Annotated in this window: 15 protein-coding genes; 4 read left to right on the plus strand and 11 right to left on the minus strand. The window is 57.2% G+C overall.

Annotated elements, in window-relative coordinates; genetic code table 11:
* Positions 1–14: 14 nt before the first annotated feature.
* From CTR2_RS10845 to cysD, 8 genes are all read right to left on the minus strand, one after another.
* Positions 15–809, minus strand: coding sequence for an SDR family oxidoreductase (locus CTR2_RS10845; protein ID WP_087084091.1), 795 nt, complete (start codon positions 807–809; stop codon positions 15–17).
* 34 nt (positions 810–843) lie between these two features.
* Positions 844–1,323 carry an SRPBCC domain-containing protein gene (locus CTR2_RS10850; RefSeq protein WP_087084090.1) on the minus strand — a complete coding sequence of 160 codons (480 nt, stop codon included), beginning with the start codon at positions 1,321–1,323 and terminating at the stop codon, positions 844–846.
* Between the two features lie 13 nt (positions 1,324–1,336).
* A complete protein-coding gene (locus CTR2_RS10855; protein ID WP_087084089.1) occupies positions 1,337–1,792 on the minus strand; it encodes a nuclear transport factor 2 family protein in 456 nt (151 codons plus the stop codon).
* 31 nt (positions 1,793–1,823) lie between these two features.
* Positions 1,824–2,546: an EthD domain-containing protein gene (locus CTR2_RS10860; RefSeq protein ID WP_087084088.1), complete on the minus strand. Its 723-nt coding sequence runs from the start codon at positions 2,544–2,546 to the stop codon at positions 1,824–1,826.
* A gap of 11 nt (positions 2,547–2,557) precedes the next feature.
* A complete protein-coding gene (locus CTR2_RS10865) occupies positions 2,558–3,745 on the minus strand; it encodes a sulfotransferase family protein (protein ID WP_087084087.1) in 1,188 nt (395 codons plus the stop codon).
* Complete coding sequence (locus tag CTR2_RS10870; protein ID WP_087084642.1) at positions 3,742–4,851, minus strand: DUF1214 domain-containing protein; 1,110 nt, start codon at positions 4,849–4,851, stop codon at positions 3,742–3,744. The genes CTR2_RS10865 and CTR2_RS10870 overlap by 4 nt, the downstream gene beginning before the upstream one ends.
* Before the next feature lie 112 nt (positions 4,852–4,963).
* On the minus strand, positions 4,964–6,877 hold the full coding sequence (gene cysN, locus CTR2_RS10875; RefSeq protein WP_087084086.1) for a sulfate adenylyltransferase subunit CysN: 1,914 nt from the start codon (positions 6,875–6,877) through the stop codon (positions 4,964–4,966).
* On the minus strand, positions 6,877–8,796 hold the full coding sequence (cysD, locus tag CTR2_RS10880; protein ID WP_310224064.1) for a sulfate adenylyltransferase subunit CysD: 1,920 nt from the start codon (positions 8,794–8,796) through the stop codon (positions 6,877–6,879). Before cysD ends, cysN begins: the two co-directional genes overlap by 1 nt.
* A 117-nt stretch (positions 8,797–8,913) precedes the next feature.
* Here cysD and cysQ point away from each other — a divergent pair, with 117 nt between their 5' ends.
* Both cysQ and CTR2_RS10890 read left to right on the plus strand, forming a co-directional pair.
* Positions 8,914–9,687 carry a 3'(2'),5'-bisphosphate nucleotidase CysQ gene (gene cysQ, locus CTR2_RS10885; protein WP_254913380.1) on the plus strand — a complete coding sequence of 258 codons (774 nt, stop codon included), beginning with the start codon at positions 8,914–8,916 and terminating at the stop codon, positions 9,685–9,687.
* 80 nt (positions 9,688–9,767) lie between these two features.
* Positions 9,768–10,739 carry a Bug family tripartite tricarboxylate transporter substrate binding protein gene (locus CTR2_RS10890; protein WP_087084084.1) on the plus strand — a complete coding sequence of 324 codons (972 nt, stop codon included), beginning with the start codon at positions 9,768–9,770 and terminating at the stop codon, positions 10,737–10,739.
* A 352-nt stretch (positions 10,740–11,091) separates the two neighbouring features.
* Here CTR2_RS10890 and CTR2_RS10895 read toward each other — a convergent pair whose 3' ends face one another.
* Positions 11,092–12,030: a LysR family transcriptional regulator gene (locus tag CTR2_RS10895; protein ID WP_087084083.1), complete on the minus strand. Its 939-nt coding sequence runs from the start codon at positions 12,028–12,030 to the stop codon at positions 11,092–11,094.
* A 147-nt stretch (positions 12,031–12,177) separates the two neighbouring features.
* Between CTR2_RS10895 and CTR2_RS10900 the strand changes: the two genes are divergently transcribed.
* Together CTR2_RS10900 and CTR2_RS10905 are read left to right on the plus strand one after the other, a co-directional pair.
* Complete coding sequence (locus CTR2_RS10900) at positions 12,178–12,642, plus strand: (2Fe-2S)-binding protein (protein WP_087084082.1); 465 nt, start codon at positions 12,178–12,180, stop codon at positions 12,640–12,642.
* Positions 12,643–12,659: 17 nt separating this feature from the next.
* Positions 12,660–14,921: a xanthine dehydrogenase family protein molybdopterin-binding subunit gene (locus CTR2_RS10905; RefSeq protein WP_087084081.1), complete on the plus strand. Its 2,262-nt coding sequence runs from the start codon at positions 12,660–12,662 to the stop codon at positions 14,919–14,921.
* Positions 14,922–14,939: 18 nt separating this feature from the next.
* Here the strand turns inward: CTR2_RS10905 and CTR2_RS10910 are convergent, their stop codons facing one another.
* Together CTR2_RS10910 and CTR2_RS10915 are read right to left on the minus strand one after the other, a co-directional pair.
* Positions 14,940–17,312: a DNA polymerase II gene (locus CTR2_RS10910; protein WP_087084640.1), complete on the minus strand. Its 2,373-nt coding sequence runs from the start codon at positions 17,310–17,312 to the stop codon at positions 14,940–14,942.
* 416 nt (positions 17,313–17,728) lie between these two features.
* Entirely contained in the window at positions 17,729–18,658 is a 930-nt protein-coding gene (locus tag CTR2_RS10915) for a LysR family transcriptional regulator (protein ID WP_254913379.1), read from the minus strand.
* Positions 18,659–18,673 lie beyond the last annotated feature (15 nt).

Here is an 18,673-nt window from a genome sequence, read left to right on the forward strand (position 1 = left end):
TTCTCCGCTGGAATTTAGTGAGGTAGGTAGTGGCCGCCACTGACGTCCAGTTGGGCGCCGGTCACCACGCGCGCATAGTCGCTGGCCAGATACAGCGCTGCGGAGGCGCAATCGGCATCGTCGGGAATCTCGTTGCGCAAGGGAATCTGCTGGGCAATTACGTCGACCAGCGATTCCATGGACACCCCCTGGCGCTTGGCTTCTGCCTGGAAATAGCCTTTGACCGGTGCGCCCCACATCCAGCCGTTGTAGGTGCTGTTGACGCGGATACCGAAGGGCCCCAGGTCTTCTGCCAGATACTGCACCGCAGTCTTGAGCGCGCCCTTGGAGACGGCGTAACCCGCTTCAAGCTGATTGGGGCGGCGCGTTGCCATGGTGTTGATCATCACAATGCTGCCGTCTTTTTGCTTTTTCATCTGCGGCACCACAGCCTGGGTCATGTTCATGGAGCCGTAGAGATTGACTTCCATGACCTTGCGCCAGTCATCCATGGAGGAGTTGCTCGAAGAGCCCCAGGTCCCATGGGCATAGGCCGAGTTGATCAGCGCATCGATGCGGCCGAACTTGGCAATGGTCAGCTCTGCAAGCCGCTGGCACTGCTCGGGCTGCGAGATATCGGTGGACACTTTGAGCGTCTCGCTGGAGTGGCCGGCATCGCGAATCGCTTGCTTTGCCTCATCGAGCATGGACTGTGTACGGGCTGCCAGCACCACGGCCTTGGCCTGATATTCCGCCGCGCGCAGGGCGAGCTTGATGCCCATGCCGGGGCCGATGCCAGAGATGATGATGACTTTGTCTTTCAGAAGCATATGGGTCTCCTTGGATATATAGCCTGGGGTTTTCTCAGAATGCAGCCCGGGTGCGGGCAAAGTGCAGCTCTTCTGCGCGGTGCTTGACATCCTCGGCGACCTGGTCAAAGGCGATCTTTACCCAGGCGCCATGCTCGCGCATGATGGTGTCGGCGTTCAGTCCCAGGAACTGGTCGGTCGTGTAGTAGGTGCAGCGGTTGGCGTCAATCGCCTCTATGTATTGATCCCGACGCGCAGCGTCCTTGTTCTCGGGCACGGGGCGCTGTTCCCAGGACAGCAGTTGCTCGGGTTCAAACGCAACCAGGTATTCATTGACAGGCCAGACTTCACCCGTCAGCGGATGGCGTGTTTTCATCTCGACCAAGTCATTGAGCTTGAGCCCACAGCGGATGTCGGGGCAGAAGCGATTCCAGAGGCGGTAGTTCTCCAGATCGGCCAGCACTTCCCAGACCACGCTGGCGGGGGCATTGATTTCTACCTTGATGGAGGTGACGAGGTTGGCAGCTTTGGTCATTGGAGTGATCGCTTCAGTTGATGGGCTTGGAGGTGATCTGCAACTGCTCGCTCAGTGGCTCCACGGTTTCAAGCAAGGTCTTGTAGCCCGTCTCTGCAATCCACCAGCGGCCGTCGCGCTTGACATAGCGGTCTTCATAGATCGCGCCGCCGTGCATATGTGTCTTCTCTTCAAGATTGATAAAGACATAGTTCAGATACCAGAGCGCGCTGGCTTCGTCTCCCTTGACCTCGATCTCCGGCGTGTGGCCGTTGTGCATGGCCAGGCGGGTCTTGGTGAAAGAGGTTTTGTAGAAGTCCAGTGCCTTGTCCAGGCCTTCCAGGTGGAATTCGTAAGCCGGGCTTTTGAAGGCCAGCTTGATGTCTGGCGTCAGCATGTCCTGCAGCAACTCCAGATTGCAGGTGTCGATGGCGCGAAAGTAGCGCGCCTTGAGCTGCTTTATCAACTCAATGGCTTCCAGGTCCAACATGTGTTTTGTCTCCGGTGGTAGTGGGTCAGTCTCAAGCGCTGACTTGATAGAAACTGGTGAGAATGCAGTCGAGGCTGCTGAAATCCATGATGGGAGTCACAGATTCGGACATGTATTTCTGCCGCTGGCGCAGCAGGTCTTCATCTCCTTGCGTGTCATAGAAGCCGTGAGCACTGCCGATTGCGATATCGGGAAACTGCTCCTCGACGATGGCGTGGACTTCCGGTGCGTCCTTGGTCAAGCGCCGTACGACCAGGTTTTGCCGGTATCCGAAGATGGATTGCAGCGGGTAGGCATTGCTGCCATGGCCTTCACGCCAGTGAACCATCCATTCTTCAAAGTCCATGCCGACCGGCTTTCTGAACAGTGCCACCTGGCACATGCCTGGTGTGCGCTTGCCTAAAGCCACTTCAGCATCAAAACGCGCAATGCGCGCCTTGCGCTCTTCGGCGTAAGGCTCGGACTCGCAAACCAGATAGGCATGCAGGCTTGCCACCTGCTGCGCGATCAGCGTATGCACCGGGCCCAGCATGGATGCGCTGTCCAGCCACAGACTGATCATTCCATCGAGAGGATGTTGGCTGAAAGTGATGCGCTGGCTTGCGGCCTTGTCCATGGCGTCATCGACAACCATCACACGAATCCGCGAGGCACCACAGGCTTGCAGGGATCTTTGCAAATCCATCAGCGACTGGCGCCAACTTTCTGCCGAATGCTGTGCGGGGCGCCACAGGCTGAACATGATTTTTTCCATGAAAGCACCTCTTAGCTTTGGGTTGGCAGATGCCGGGATCGGTACAGCGCATAGTCGCGTTGCATCTGCTGCTCGCTCAGGCCAAAGGTCTCCAGGCTGTAGTCATGACCCGCACGCTTTTCCCGGCCGTTGCCAGACAGCCATTGCTGCGCATCGGTGCGGGCTTTCTCGGTGAAGGGCATCTGGGCGAACTGATAGACAGCCTCCAGCACCTCCATGGGCTTGGCCACGGTGTCCGAGAAGTGGATATCCAGAAAGCGTCGGCTGTCCTGCTGCTCGCGCACTTGCATGGTGTGGTGAATACCACGCGCCATGCGGCTGTTCCACTGGCGGCCTGCAGAGCTTGGGTCCGGCTGGTCGCTGTAGATCTGCCACAGCGTATGCGCCATGCTGGCCATGGAGGGGATGGTCTGCGCGGGCTCGCGATGGGTCAGAATGACCTGAGCCAGGGGAAAGACGGACAGCAGAATTTCCAGCGTGTGCAAATGCTGCGGGGCTTTGAGCAGCCAGCGCTGGCCCTGCGCCTCGCCGCGCTGGCTCTTTTGCCATTGCAGAAACTGCAGCATCTTCTTGAGCTGCGTATAGACGGGGCGCTGATCCTGCTGATCGAGCCAGGCGGTGTAGCTGGGCACATCGGCGTAAGCGTCCATGGCGCAGAGAAAGGAATGCTCCATGAGCATGAATTCCTCGTCGCACAGCGTGGCGCTCATGGGGTGGATGGACAGAATCTGGGGAATCGCCTCAATCGTCTGCGCCACTTCCGCCTTGGCCATTGCAATGCGGTGGGCGCAGTCCTGCGGGCCTTCGCCGGTCAGTGGCGCGGGGTAGCGAGTCTCCCACCAGGCAGCAGAGTAAAAGCGCGGGTCCACGGCCAGTGTTCGCTGCAGCATGGTGGTGCCGGTGCGCGGCAAGCCCACGATGACCAATGGGTCTTCGATCTCGATCTGTGCAATTTCGGGAAAGCGCTGGAGATAGTCCTCCATGAGCAGGCGATTGACCAGCTGGCCCACGAGTCGCTCGCGCATCATGGCAATACCGGTTGCCGACAGCTTGGCTTCGGTGTTCAGGGCTTGCGTCAGAACTTCCAGCGCTTGCCGATAGTTGTCGTTGCCAAAATCTTTGAGGCCTGGTGCACGCTCACATGCAGCTTGCAGCAGTTCTTCGACGTGCAGAGTTTGGGGTGTCACAGGGGCATTCATACAGTCTCCAACAACTGGTCTATCGAGATCACTTTGGTGGTGGGGTGGCACTGCTCCTTGGCGCCAACCCAGCGCAGGCACATGGTTCCCTGGCGTACGCCGGCGGTCTGCAGCCAGTTGGCAATGCCAGGGTCTTTTTCGCTCAGCACCAGAGTGACGCCGCCGTTTTCGTCGTACTGGGCCTGGTGCTTGTTGATGCAGATCTGGTGGTAGCGGTAGTCCAGAGACTCCAGCCAGTAGTTATTGATCTGCAGATTCCAGAACGAGCATTCCGGCACCTTGTCGATATGAATGACCAGGGCCTGGTCCTCGCGCAGTTCCCAATGCGAGTGGTAGTAGAAGATATTGGGGTCGCCGCCAACGGACTGGCAGTAGGCCTGGTCCGCAGGGGGCAGCTGGTTGCTATGAGGAAGATAGCTTTGAGCCCAGTCTGCAAAAAGCTTGGCGGTGTTTTCGACAAAGGATGTCACGCGCTGCAGCGACTGCGCCAGCACCTGTGGGTCCAGCGGGCCGGGGGTGTCCGTGGTGCCAATGCGCTCGATGGCGAGCTTGGCGGGCACTTCGCTTTTGCGATCCATGAAGGTCTGGCGCACCAGCAGCGACACCGAGGCATCTTCCATGGGCAGCCAGTTACCCGGCTGCGGGTCACGGCTGACGATGAGTTCGAAGTCGCCGTTCTCGTCAGTCTTGAGTTGTGTGGCGTCGATAAACCCGGTGACGACCATCCGGCCATCGGTTTCATAGCCGCCTTTTTGCGTGCAAAAGCTCAGGTACGAAACGGTGCCTCGGTTGCCATGAATGCGGTATTTCATGGAACCGTTGAGGCGCGAGTATTCGTAGATGTTGTCCGGGTTGTCCGCGCCAATCTTGGCGGTTTCGTGCGAGGTCTTGAAGAAGCTGGGAAACGCCGGGTCGGCGAATTCCACATGCATCTCCAGTGCGATCCGCAGCAGTCGGGTCAGATAGCGATAGCCTTCTGCCCGCGTTGCGGGGTCGGCAGGGGTTTCGGGACGCAGAATCTGCTGGCCGCAGCGTTTGAGGTGATCGCAGAACTGCGACCAGGTTTCGCCGCTAAGCAGTTGTTCATTAATGGTTTGGGTATCCATGATCTGGCTTTCTTTGAGTGCCGCGCATTGCCAGGTGGTGGCTGTGTGCGGTGGGTGAAAGAAGAAAGAGGGCGTTGCAAAGACTGGCAACGCCACCGTTCATCCAGTTGCTTTAGTCTTCCGCGGCGATGATTTCGCGGGCCACCAGTTCGGCGATGATCTTGTCTACCGCCTCTTGCGCAGTCATCGCGGGGGTGGAGATATGAATGTCCGGAGACTCCGGCACTTCAAACGGTGAGTCGATCCCCGTGAAGTTCTTCAGTTCGCCACGGCGCACTTTCTTGTAGAGGCCCTTGGGGTCACGCTCTTCGGCAACGGAAAGCGGTGTGTCGATGAATACTTCGAGGAACTCACCATCTTTCACCAGCTTGCGCGCCATTTCGCGTTCTGCCTGGAATGGCGAGATGAAGGCGGTGATGGCAATCAGCCCGGCGTCCACAAACAGTTTGCCCACTTCGGCGACGCGACGAATGTTTTCCACGCGGTCTGCGTCGGTGAAGCCAAGGTCGCGATTGAGGCCGTGACGCACGTTGTCGCCGTCGAGCAGATAGGTATGCCGGCCACGCGCATGCAAACGGGTTTCGAGCAGATTGGCAATGGTGGATTTGCCAGCGCCCGACAGACCGGTAAACCATAGCAAGGCAGGTTTTTGATGCAGGCGTTCGGAGCGCGCTTCCTGGTTCACATTCACATGCTGCATATGAATGTTCTGCGAGCGACGCAGCGAAAAGTCGATCAGACCCGCGCCCACCGTGGCGTTGCTCAGGCGATCGATCAGGATGAAGCTGCCTGTTTCGCGATTGTCCTTGTAGGAATCGAAAGCGATAGGCTGGCTGCTGGACAGATTGCAGACGCCGATTTCATTGAGCGCCAACTCCTTGGCGGCCAGATGCTCCAGCGTGTTGACATTGATCTTGTACTTGGGGGCGGCGAAGGTGACGGGAATCGTCTTGCCGCCGATCTTCATCAGATAGGGGCGGCCACCGAGCATGGGCTGCTCATGCATCCAGATGAGCGTGACCTGGAATTGATCAGCCACATCGGAAGGTGTATCCGCAACCGCAATCACATCGCCCCGGCTGCAGTCCACCTCGTCGGCCAAGGTCATGGTAACGGACTGGCCAGCAACCGCCTGCTGCAGATCTCCATCCTGGGTAACGATGCGCGCAACCTTGGTCACACGCCCGCTAGGCAGGATGCGGACGCTGTCTCCGGGGTGAACCTGGCCGCTGGCAATGCAGCCCGCAAAGCCGCGGAAGTCGAGGTTGGGGCGATTGACCCATTGCACAGGCATGCGAAACGGCAGCTTTTGCTGGTGCGCTTCGTCGATTTCCACCGTCTCCAGATAGCCCATGAGCGTGGTGCCGCGGTACCAGGGCATGTGCTCGCTCTGCTCGGTGATGTTGTCACCACGCAAGGCCGACATGGGGATGGCCGTGATGTCTTCTAGGTTGATTTTCTTGGCGAACTCGCGGTAGTCGGCCACGATGTCGTTGAAGATTTTTTCGGAGTAAGCCATCAAGTCCATCTTGTTGACGGCCAGCACGATTTTGCGGATGCCGATCAGCGATGCCAGATAGCTATGGCGCTTGGATTGAGTCAGCACACCGCGGCGCGCATCGATCATCACCACGGCCACATCGGCGGTGGAGGCACCAGTGACCATATTGCGGGTGTACTGCTCATGGCCGGGCGTGTCGGCCACGATGAACTTGCGTTGGTCGGTCGAGAAGAAGCGGTAGGCCACATCGATGGTGATGCCTTGTTCGCGCTCTGCGGCCAGACCATCGACGAGCAGTGCGAAGTCCAGCTCGCCGCCCTGCGTGCCGACTTTCTTGGAGTCCGCGACCAGTGCTTCCATCTGGTCTTCAAACAGCATCTTGGATTCGTACAGCAGGCGTCCGATCAGCGTGCTCTTGCCGTCATCAACGCTGCCGCAGGTGATGAAGCGCAGCAGGCTTTTCTGCTCGTGTGCCTTCAGGTATTTCTCGATATCTTCGGAGATGAGTGCAGATACATGTGACATCAGAAATACCCCTCTTGCTTCTTCTTTTCCATGGATGCGGCCGAGTCGTGGTCGATCATCCGGCCCTGTCGTTCCGAAGTACGGGTCAGCAGCATTTCCTGAATGATCTTGGGCAAGCTATTGGCGTCGGATTCGACGGCACCCGTCAGGGGGTAGCAGCCCAGAGTGCGAAAGCGAACATTGCGCATCATGGGAACTTCGCCACTGTTGAGCGGCATGCGCTCGTCATCGACCATCAGCAGCGTGCCGTCTCGCTCCACCACGGGGCGAGGCGCTGAAAAATAGAGTGGAACGATGGGGATGTTTTCGAGATAGATGTACTGCCAGATATCCAGCTCGGTCCAGTTGGACAGCGGAAACACGCGGATCGACTCGCCCTTGTTCTTGCGTGTGTTGTACAGATGCCAGAGTTCCGGGCGCTGGTTCTTGGGATCCCAGCGGTGCTGGTCTGAGCGGAAGGAAAAGATGCGTTCCTTGGCGCGAGACTTCTCTTCGTCGCGGCGCGCGCCACCAAAGGCAGCGTCGAAGCCATACTTGTCGAGAGCTTGCTTCAGGCCCTCGGTTTTCATGATGTCGGTATGAATTTGCGAGCCATGCTTGAACGGGCTGATGCCCATTTCAAGACCTTCGGGGTTGATGTGGACCAGCAGGTCCATGCCTAGCTTGGCTGCCATCTGATCACGAAAGCGATACATGTCCTGAAACTTCCAGGTCGTGTCCACATGCAGCAAAGGGAAGGGAGGTTTGGCCGGATAGAAGGCCTTCATCGCCAGATGCAGCATGACCGCACTGTCCTTGCCGATGGAGTAGAGCATGACGGGGTTTTCTGCCTCGGCAACAACCTCGCGCATGGCCTGAATGCTCTCGGCTTCCAGCCTTTGCAAATGAGTCAGCACCACAGATTTCTCCTTGGTTTTTTGTTTTGGGTGCTGCCAACTGTAGGAGTCCGTTAAAGCAAATCTTTGCGCGAATTGATGTTTTAGAAGTTGCTGCGCCATGCTCGCCATAGGGTCCAGCTTTGCTGACGTTGGGGTTCTGGCATAGGTGTTCTTCGGTACCAGCGATACGTCTTGCACAGTCTTCAAGATGCTGCTGGCCAGTTCGTTCGACTGGCTGAGCATCTCTGTGGCAGCAGGCAGATGAAACAGGCGCAGCCGGTCGTGGCTGTCGCTGGCAAGCGATGAAAAAGTGGCTGCGCGCTGCCACTGCATGGCGGCAAGCAGGGCAAAGATCTTGCCCTCGCTGGAGCACCTGAGGCGATCAAAAAAATCTTCCAGATGCGCCGCGCACAGGCTGCCTTCATACGGTTGCCAATACACCTTGCCGCGGTTGTTGACGGCACGCAGGATGCCGTGCCTCAGGCGTCCTGGGCAGTTGTTATGGGCACCAAAATCATCTATCCAGACAATGCTGGCGCTCTCTTTTCGGGCCTGCTCGCAAATATCCAGATAGGTGCTGGCATACCAGCGCTGCACATTGCTGGATGCCTGCTTCATGCGCTTTGCAGGACGGTCGGCATTCAGGTTCCAGCGCTGCAGGTACTGGGCATTGGTACGCTCGGGCAAGTCAAGCTGCTGGCGCTGCAAGATCAGCTGCTGCATGGCTTCTAGCTGCCACAGCAAAAAAGGCAGGCCGTGGTCGGCGGGCTGGGTGCTGACCAGTTGCACATAGATGTCCTGCTCCTGTATGGCCGACAAGGAGCGGCCTTCGCCAGGTTTGCGGCCTCGCTCGCGCACAAGGACAGCGTTCCATCCCCCTTCCAGCCAGGCTTTGTGGGCGGCAATGATGGTTGGTGTGGACAGGCCTGTCGCCTTGCCGACTTCTTTGAGCGTCTTGCCTTCAAGCCGCAATTTCACAGCTTGAATTCGCAGTGGATTGATTTCCTGGACACTGAGTTTCTTACCAACAGCCATGCTCATTCCTGTTAAACATTCACTCGCTCATTTGCGAAGATCCGGATGCATTTACTGTCGGCCTGTCCTTTGATCGGCGCATAGGCCAAACGGACCACATGAATAACAACACAGGAGATTTTTGTGACTCAGACTCGAAGTGCACTGCTTGAAGACGTAATGGCCATCACCCGCGAAGCGGGTGCTTTAGTCATGAGGATCTACTGCTGCGACTTTGAGGTACGCGGCAAGCAGGATGCATCGCCCGTGACTGAAGCCGACGAAAAGGCCGAGCGCCTGATTCTTGAGCGTCTAGGCGCCTTGCCGTCGCAGTTTCCCGTCGTTTCCGAGGAGGCGGCTGCAGCGGGATATGTACCTGAGATGGGGCAATGCTTCTGGCTGGTGGATCCTCTTGATGGCACCAAGGAATTCATCAACCGCAATGGCGAGTTCACAGTCAATATCGCGCTGATCGAAAATGGAACCCCTGTGCTGGGTGTCGTTTTCGCTCCAGCGCTGGATCGCATGTACGCGGGAGCCATAGGACTTGGCGCATTGCTGGAGGTGCAGGGAAAGCGCCAGGCCATTGAATGCAGAAGCATTCCAGAGGATGGCCTTGATGTGGTGGCCAGTCGTTCGCACGGGGATGCTGATGCGCTTGATCAGTTTCTCAATGGGCGCTTGGTGCGGTCACTCAAAAGTGCAGGCTCATCGCTCAAGATTTGTCTGATCGCAGAGGGAGAGGCTGACCTCTATCCACGCCTGGGGCGCACCATGGAGTGGGATATCGCTGCGGGTCATGCGGTGCTGGCCGCGGCAGGCGGCCAGATTCATGCGCTCAATGGAGATGTTCTGAGCTACGGCAAGCGAGATTTGAGTAACCCTCATTTTTATGCCTGCTCGGCAGATTACCGCTGATTTCAAACTTTCGCACAGCATTGCCACCCGCCCCGAATGCCTTGAGTGCGGGCACTCACCACTTCTCTGTTTGACGATAGATGAACTTTGCAGCGACGCTAATTCGAGCTTGCCTGCTTTGTGGGCTGCTGATGAGTGCAGCCTGTGCCGACAAGGCTGCGTCTCGCCAACCCGTCAAAATCGTTGTCGGATTCGAAGCCGGTGGTGCTATGGATACCCTGGCGCGCGCGTTTGCAACCCATCTCTCAGCGCGACTGCAGCGTTCCGTCTATGTGGAAAACAGAGTGGGGGCGGGTGGAGCCATTGCTGCGAACTATGTTGCGAAATCCAGGCCTGATGGAAATACGTTGCTCTTGGCGTCGCCTGCCGAGATCTTCATCAATCCCATTTACACCAGAAGCCAGGAGTCGGGCGAAGTCGCTGACATGGTGCCGGTGGCCAAAATTTCCTCTGCTCCTATTGTTCTTGCCACGCGTGGCGACTCCGCAATACATCAGCTGAGTGATATCGCAACTGCAGCACAAAAAAATTCCCGGGGCTTGAGTTTCGCGTCCTCAGGAATTGGCAGCTTGCAGCATTTGGTGGGCGAGAGCTTGGGCAAAGCCCTGGGTGTGGAGCTATTGCATGTTCCATACGGAGGAGCTGCTTCTGCAACTGCAAGCCTGCTGAGCAATCAAGTGGACCTACTCTTTGCGGGGCTTGCTCCCATAGCCCCTCATCTGCAAAGCCAAAAGATGCATGCATTGGGCATTGCATCGGCCCATAGGTCTAAGCGTTTCTCCGATATTCCTACGTTTCAGGAGAAGGGGCTCCAAGGCGTCAGCTTCGAATACTGGCAAGGAATCTTCCTTCCAAAGGGAGCATCATCCGAACTGGCTCTATTTTTATCCGCCGAGATCAATAACGTGATCAAAGAAACGGGCTTTGTGGATCAACTGGAAAATATAGGTTTTGAGGTTGCATACAAGGACTACAAGCAATTCAAACCATTTTTGCAAGCTGAAGGTCAGATCTACCGAAGCTTATTTAAGAGAGACGATTTTCTATATTGACCCCATGAATTCTTTGGGGCTCGAACTTAACTAGGTCATTTGATGTAGAAATCGTCGTGCCGAATCTGTTCTTGCTCGGTTTGAACGGCAGCATGAGGTCTGCTGCGCTTGTTCCTGAGCTGTGATAGCGGACTTCAAGCCAATAATCGGGCTGGAACTGGCATTCATGGTCTCCTGCTGGCCATCAACCTGGCGTTGACCGGTATCGCGATGCGGACATGAGTGGCAACCATCGTTGCCAAGCTACCGCAGGGGGGCGTCCTTTGAAGAATATCCGGCGATGGGACATAAGACTTAAACGAATAAATGACGGGAAGTCACTGATTGAGAAATACACCAGAGGAAGCCACGGTCAGAGCCTCATTGGCCCGCGGGCTGTTTCGGACAAGCCATTGCGCTGCACATGCTGGACCAGAAAATCAAGAAATATCCGGGTCTTGAGAGGCAGGTGTGTTCGGTGTGGGTAATAAGCATAAAAGCCCGGGAAGCTTGCCCAATAGGGCTTCAGTACTTCAATCAACTGGCCTGTGTTGAATGCGTCGGTCATGGATTCGCGCCAGCCGGTAATCACACCGATACCATCCAGGGCAGCGCGCATGGCCGTGTCACTATGGTTGACTGTCAGTGGCCCGCTCACGGAGCGCTCGCTCAGTTTGCCGTCGATATTGAATTCCCACTTGTAGACTGCGCCGCTGCTGCTCATGCGGTAGTTGATGCATAGGTGCTGCTCCAGCTCGTCGGGGTGCTCGGGTGTGCCGTGTGTCCTGAGGTAAGCAGGAGATGCACCGAAGCACATGGTCAGATCCTGTGTGAGTGGCACGGCAACCATATCGCCCTCCAGTGACTCGCCATTGCGTATGCCGACGTCAAATCCTTCTCGCACGATGTCCACAAAGCCGTCGTCATAGACCAGCTCGACGTGAATGTGCGGATGCAGTGCAAAGAACTCGGCGAGCATTGGCTCGACGAGCACCTGGCCAGCAGGATGAGAGATGGTGAGGCGCAGCGTGCCGCCTTCGACGCCAGCTTGGAGCTGAAGATCCTCGGTCGCTTCGCGCAGGTTGGTGAGAGCCGGGGAAATGCGTTCCAGATAGATTCTTCCGGCTTCTGTCAGGTTGAGGCTGCGCGTTGTTCGATCGAACAGGCGTACATCCAGACGGGTTTCCAGTTTCTTGATCGTCTGGGACAGGGCGGCTGGCGTGACCCCGATGGCGTGGGCGGCGTAGGTCAGACTGCGATGCTGAGCTACCTGCTCAAAGGCAGCCAGATAGGCGAGTATTTCGGGCTTCACGTCCTCTATTTTTAAGTAAAACTTAATAACTTAAATAGTCTGCTTGACTTTTTCTTTTGCATTGCATGGCGCACACTGCCTCTGCTTCACGCGCTGCCCAGGTGCCTGCAGCAGTCGTCGTGTCGAAAAGCAAACAAGAAAGCCCCCATGCCTGTCAAATTCACTCTCAACGGCAAGCCCGCATCGGCTGATGTGGATCCTTCAACGCCCATCCTCTGGACCTTGCGTGACACACTGGGTATGACAGGGACCAAATTTGGTTGCGGCATGGCCATGTGCGGGGCATGCACTGTGCACTTGAATGGCCAGGCCATACGCTCGTGCATCACGCCCGTCTCTGCGGCGCAGGGACAGAAGATAGACACCATAGAAGCGCAGGCCGCAGACAAGGTGGGAAAGGCTGTCGAGGATGCCTGGGTTCGCAACGATGTGGCGCAATGCGGCTATTGCCAAAGTGGGCAAATCATGAGTGCGACCGCGCTGCTCAAAAGCAATCGCCAGCCCAGCGATGCGGATATCGATGCAGCCATGGCGGGCAATATCTGCCGCTGCGGAACCTATACACGCATCCGTGCGGCCATCCACGATGCTGCCAAAAACCTGTCGGCCTAAAAGAAGGAGTACATCCCATGCCTATTCCCAACCATCTTTTTGCCGACCTGCCCAAAGGTCTGCGTGCGCTGGCGGCTGATTCCATAGATGCAGACCTAAAGCTCGAGCGGCGCGATTTCCTCAAGCTGGCGACGGCCTCTGGTTTTGCGTTGGGTGTATTCCCCGCAGCTGTGCCGGCACAAGCGAAGGGTAACGAACAGGTGTCTACAAGCTCACTCAAGCCTTACCAGCAGCCATCGGCTTTTGTGAAGATTGATCGCGATGGCGCGGTGACGATCACCATCAACCGTCTGGAGTTCGGTCAAGGCGTGCAAACCGGCCTGCCCATGGTGCTGGCCGAAGAGCTGGACGCCGATTGGTCCAAGGTGCAGAGCGTGCACGGCAATGCCGATCCCGCATATCTGGATCCGGTCATGGGAATGCATCTCACGGGCGGCTCCACTGCCATCAAGAACTCGTATGTCCAGTATCGTGAACTGGGGGCGCGAACCCGCTCCATGCTGCTGGCCACGGCTGCCAAGCGCTGGGGTGTAGACCCGCAGTCCTTGCGCACTCAGGCAGGGCAGGTGATCGGACCTCGGGGCAAGAAGCTGAGCTACGGCGAGTTGGCGGATGAGGCCATGAAGATGCCTGTTCCGCAGCAGGTGAAGCTCAAGGACGTCAAAGACTTTCGCATCATCGGTCATGCCACGGGACGGCTCGATGCACGCGCCAAGTCCAGCGGCAGACAGTCCTACGGCATCGACATGCATCTGCCGGGTATGCTGACCGCGGTTGTGGCGCATCCGCCGGTGTATGGAAGCAAGATTCAAGCGGTGGACGATGCGGCAGCCAAAGCCATCAAGGGTGTGCGTGCAGTGCTTCGTGTGCCCAGTGTGTGGGGGGGCGAGCTGGTTGCGGTGCTGGCCGATGGTTACTGGCCAGCCAAGCAGGGGCGCGATGCCCTGAAAATCCAGTGGGACAGCGCCGCGGTTGGCAAAGTCGATTCGGCTCAGCAACTGGCGCAGTATCGTGAATTGGCCAAAAAGCCGGGCGCGCTCAAGTTCGATGCCGATGTTTCGGCACTGAACGGTGCTCCTCACAAAATCAGTGCCGAATATGTATTCCCCTACCTGGCCCATACGCCGATGGAGCCTCTGAACTGCACGGTGCGTGTGACAGGTGCAGGAAAGGATGCCAAGGTTGAGCTTTGGTTGGGCACGCAGGCTCCGGGCTGGGAAGTTGCAACGGCTGCGCGTGTGCTTGGCGTGGCACCGCAGAATGTCCGAGTCAATGTCCAGATGGCAGGGGGCGGTTTCGGCCGCCGTGCCAACCCGCGCAGTGACTATGTGGCCGAAGCCTGCGAGATTGCCAAGGCCGCCAGAACATCTGGTATTGGCGCACCGGTGCGGATGATCTGGAGCCGCGAGGACGATGTCAAAGGGGGCTATTACCGACCCATGCATGTGCATCGCGCCGAAATAGGTTTTGACGGTAAGGGAAAGGTGATCGCCTGGGACCATGTGATCGTCGGCCAGTCGCTTGCCAAAGGCACGGCGTTTGAGGGCTTCATGCTCAAGAACGGAGTGGATACCACGACGGTTGAAGGAATGAAAGAGCCGTACGAGCTGCCGATGAGACTCTCGGTGCATCACCCCGAGCTCAATGCGCCGGTTCTCTGGTGGCGCAGCGTGGGCTCTACGCACACCGCTTATGTGATGGAGACCTTGATGGACGAAATTGCCCGAGCTGTAAAGCAAGATCCTGTCGCATACAGGCTGCAGCAGTTTGGCGACAGGCATCCGCGTCACAAGGCAGCGTTGCAACTGGCAGTCGAAAAGTCGGGCTACGGAAAGCGCCAACTGGCCGAAGGCAGAGCCTGGGGAGTGGCTGTGCACCAGTCTTTCGATTCGGTGGTTGCCTATGTGGTCGAGGCATCGATGAAGGATGGTGCTCCTAAGCTGCATGCGGTTACAGCTGGCGTGCATTGCAATCTGGCGGTGAACCCTCGCAGTGTCGAGGCTCAGGTGCAGGGTGGAGCCTTGATGGGCCTTGGCATGTGCTTGCCTGGAGCTGCGATCACCTTCAAGGATGGACAGGTGGAGCAAGGTAACTTCAATGATTACACCGTGGCCCGCTTGACCGATATGCCAGCGATCTCCGTGCATATCGTGCCGAGTGCCGATGCGCCCACGGGTATGGGTGAGCCGGGTGTGCCGCCATTGGCCCCCGCGTTTGCCAACGCCATCGCCAAGTTGAGCGGCCATACACCACGCGAGCTGCCTTTCCAGAAAGCGTGAGAGCATGAGCTTGGATCGCTAGAAAAGCTCCTGCTGAGAAGATGTCAGAGTGACGAAATCTTCTCCGAGAGGGATCAAGATCGAGTCGGCAATCGGCTTGATCTGTTTCGTCAGATAGTGCTCGTAATCGATGCGTGAGCGGCGGATTTCCAAAGGCTCAGGGCCATTCTTGGTCATGACGTATTGGATCCAGCCGCCGTTCTGGTACTGCCTGGGTCGTCCCACACGATCGTTGTACTCATCGGCAATGCGAGCGGCACGGACCTGTGGTGGCACATTGGCCACGTAGGCATCCAGGCGATGTCGCAGGCGTTTGCGATAGATGAGCAGATCATCCTTCTTGCCCGCCAGTGTCGAGTGGGCATACTCGATGACAAACTCGCGGTAGGGGACACCCTGGAAGACGCGCGAGAGCAAGCCCTCCTGGAACTGCCGTGCCAGCAGTGTCCAGTCGCTGCGCGCCATTTCAAGGCCGCGGTAGATCATCGATTCGTTTCCGGCGGCATCTACACTCAGGCCGGCATAGCGCTTCTTGCTGCCGATGTCCGAGCCGCGGATGGTGGGCATGAAGAACTTCTTGTAATACGTGTCGAACTCGATCTCAAGAAAGCACTTCAGGCCTTGCTCTTGGTGCAGGGTTTGAATCCACCACGCGTTGATGTCCTGGGCCAGCTGGGCAGCCACGGCATATGCCTCTTCGGTGGTATGGGGCCGCTTGAGCCAAATAAAGATGGAGTCCGTGTCTCCATAAATGACTTCATATCCGTGCTCTTCGACCAGATCCCTTGTGAGCTTCACCATTTCGTGGCCACGTAAGGTAATGGCTGAAATCAAATCCGGATTGAAGAATCTGCATTCCGACGCGCCTAGCACCCCAGCGAATGAGTTCATCACCAGCTTGAGCGCTTGCGACAGTGGTTCGTTCCTGGTGCGTTTGGCCTCATCTCGGGCCTGCCAGAGGGTGGTCACGATTTCCGGGAGACAGTGCTTCTCGCGAGAAAAGAGCGTGCCCCTTGGGCCTCTGATCGGGAGCTCTGAAGAGTCGGCATGACGACCCTCTACCAAACCCACGGGGTCAACGAGGAAGGTGCGGATGATTGATGGATAGAGACTCTTGTAGTCCAGAACCACGACGGAGTCGTAGAAGCCAGGCTTGGAGTCCATGACGTAGCCGCCGGGGGAGGACTTTCCTTGAATATCGCCCACGTTGGGCGCGACATACCCCATGCGGTGCATGCGTGGCAAATAGTGATGGCTGAATGCGGCAATAGAGCCACCGAACTGGTCGAGTTGCAGGCCCGTGGTGTGGGCGCGCTCCATCGCAAACTGCAGCAGCTTCGCCTTTTCGAAGATTTGTAGAACCAGCTCGCAGTCGCGTATGTTGTAGGCTGCAAGAGCGGGCTTGTCTAGCTGGTAGCGCCGCTCGATTTCCGCCATCTTGTCGTACTCGTCTCCGATAGCCTTGCCTTCGCCCAGAAGCTCTTGCGCGACGTTCTCGAGGCTGAAGGACGGGAAGCTCCAGACTGCGGCCCTGAGCGCTTCAATCCCGTCAACGACAACTCGTCCTGGCATGGGAGCAAACAGATAGCCTTGTTTACCGGGATGAGTTCGCCATGCAATGGGCTTGCGCTCGCGCCCCAGGAGTAGTGGTGTTGCACATTCGTCTGCCGTTTTCTGCAGCACACGCAGGTCGAACTGAATGACATTCCATCCAATGATGACGTCCGGATCATTGCGTGCAAACCAGTCGTTGAGCTTGTCAATCATGGCTTTGCGTGTTGAGCAATGAATCAGCTCGAAACCAGGCGTTCTTACGGGTTTGGCAGGAGGCTCACCCAGCATGAAAACGACGCGCTCCGCCATGCCGTCCAGTGCGATCGAATACAGATCTTGGTGCTGACTGGTCTCGATGTCCAATGACACGACCTTCAGAACCGGCCGGAAATCGGGCGCAGGAACAAGCTTGCAGTTCACCAGCGCCGCATGTTCTGTCCGACCGCCTTGCAGCGCGACGCCCGCCGTGATGAAGCGCTCCATCAAGTAACGCTCATGTGGTCGAACATCAGCCTCCAGAAGGGGGATGCCTAGTTGCTGGAGAGTGCGTGCAAGTCGCCGTAGTTGACGAAAACTCCGGGCATAGATACCCAAGACGGGCTCTTGCTGAAAACTCTTCAGTCCCAGTTCCCGCAATTCCGCTCCAGCCAGGGGAGGGAGTTGCGCTTCTACCGCTTCTCTGTGACGGGCCTCGACGAAAGCCACAGATTTCTGAGCAGTGAGGAGGACCTTCAGGGGGCCGCTATCGGTTGCCAGCCAATACTCAAGCTCGACGCCCGCCGGTGTGTCTCGCCAATTGCGAGTAAGTATGAATCCCTGGCGTTCTGGAGATAGCACGAAAGATGAAGTCAAGCGAATGTGACTGTCTTGAACCGGAGTTCAAGGCCATGGCTGTGTGTGATGGCATGAGCTTGCAGAGCAAGCCACATGTCTCGAACGAAGTTCCAATGAAATGATACCCAGCAATCATGACCGCGTTTTTCCAACAGAGCCACGTCAACAGCAATCTAGGCGTTCCACAGATCCAAAGCGGATGGAGCACATAGATGGAGTGATGCAAATGCTCCGAGAGGGCTGAAAACCGTCATCAAGTTGCCGCCGATCGATGGCTGCCTCTATCGATAGCAGGCATTAGTAGAAGCTTGGTCTGAAATTCCGAACTGGCGTGAGAGTTGCGCGGGACGCCAGGGTTCGAGTTTTCAGGCCATATGCGAGGACGGATGGATTCAGAGGATGAAAGGGGCGGTGGGGCATCAAGCCAGGTCATCTGACATGGCAATATGCATTTTCAAGGCTTCTATGAATTGAGTCTCGGCAAGCTGTCGATCTGCGCCTCTCCGTAGCGCGACGTACATGTTGAGGTGAACAGCTGGCTCGGTCAGCATCGCTATGTTCAAGCCGTGCTGCTGGCATTCCTCCATCATGAAGGAGGGGACGACCGCGTTACCCAGGCCCGCTTTCACCATGGCAATCATGGTGCCCAGAAAATTCATTTCTGCCCGCTCTTCCTGGCTTGCCTTGACGCGGGGAAGATGCTTGTCAATCAAGGCCTGAATCGGGTTTGAAATCGGCAGAGCAATCATGGGCAGGCCATCCAGGGATTTCCATGTTCGGTGCTGGATCTGTTTGCTGTGCCGCTTCTCTCCCGGGCCGATGCTCATGAGCCGGAATCGGCACACCGATTCTCTGAGCAGGCCTGCGGCAGGTTTCACAAAAAACGCCATACCCATGTTGGCATGTCCTTCAAGAACCGCTTGCCGAACGGTATCGAGGCTGCCATCCATGACCTGGATCCGCACCTCGGGATGTTTGCGCGCAAATTCGGCCACAACCTTCGGCAATAGGCAGGTCGCGATCACTGGCGTTGCCGCAATCGTCAGGGTTGAACGAGAGGCAGAGGAGCTGCCTTGCAAGGCCAGACCCAGTTGCCGCAGTTCCGTCACCACTCTTTCGGCATAGGGCTGCAGCAGTCGGCCTGCGTCGGTCAATGCCACTGCGCGTGTGGTTCGCTCGAATAGCCTGACCCCCAGCTGGCGCTCCAGCTCCTTGACCAGCATGCTGACTCCCGACGGAGACAGATGAATGCGCTCTGCCGCTGAAGCAAAGCTGCCGCACTTGCATATCTCGAGAAACGCCTGCAGTTGACGGCTTCCGACATTAATCAGCTTTACTGATGAATTCACCAAAAATTCCCGTTT

It is taken from the genome of Comamonas thiooxydans, from assembly GCF_002157685.2.
Classification (GTDB): Bacteria; Pseudomonadota; Gammaproteobacteria; order Burkholderiales; family Burkholderiaceae_C; genus Comamonas; species Comamonas testosteroni_H.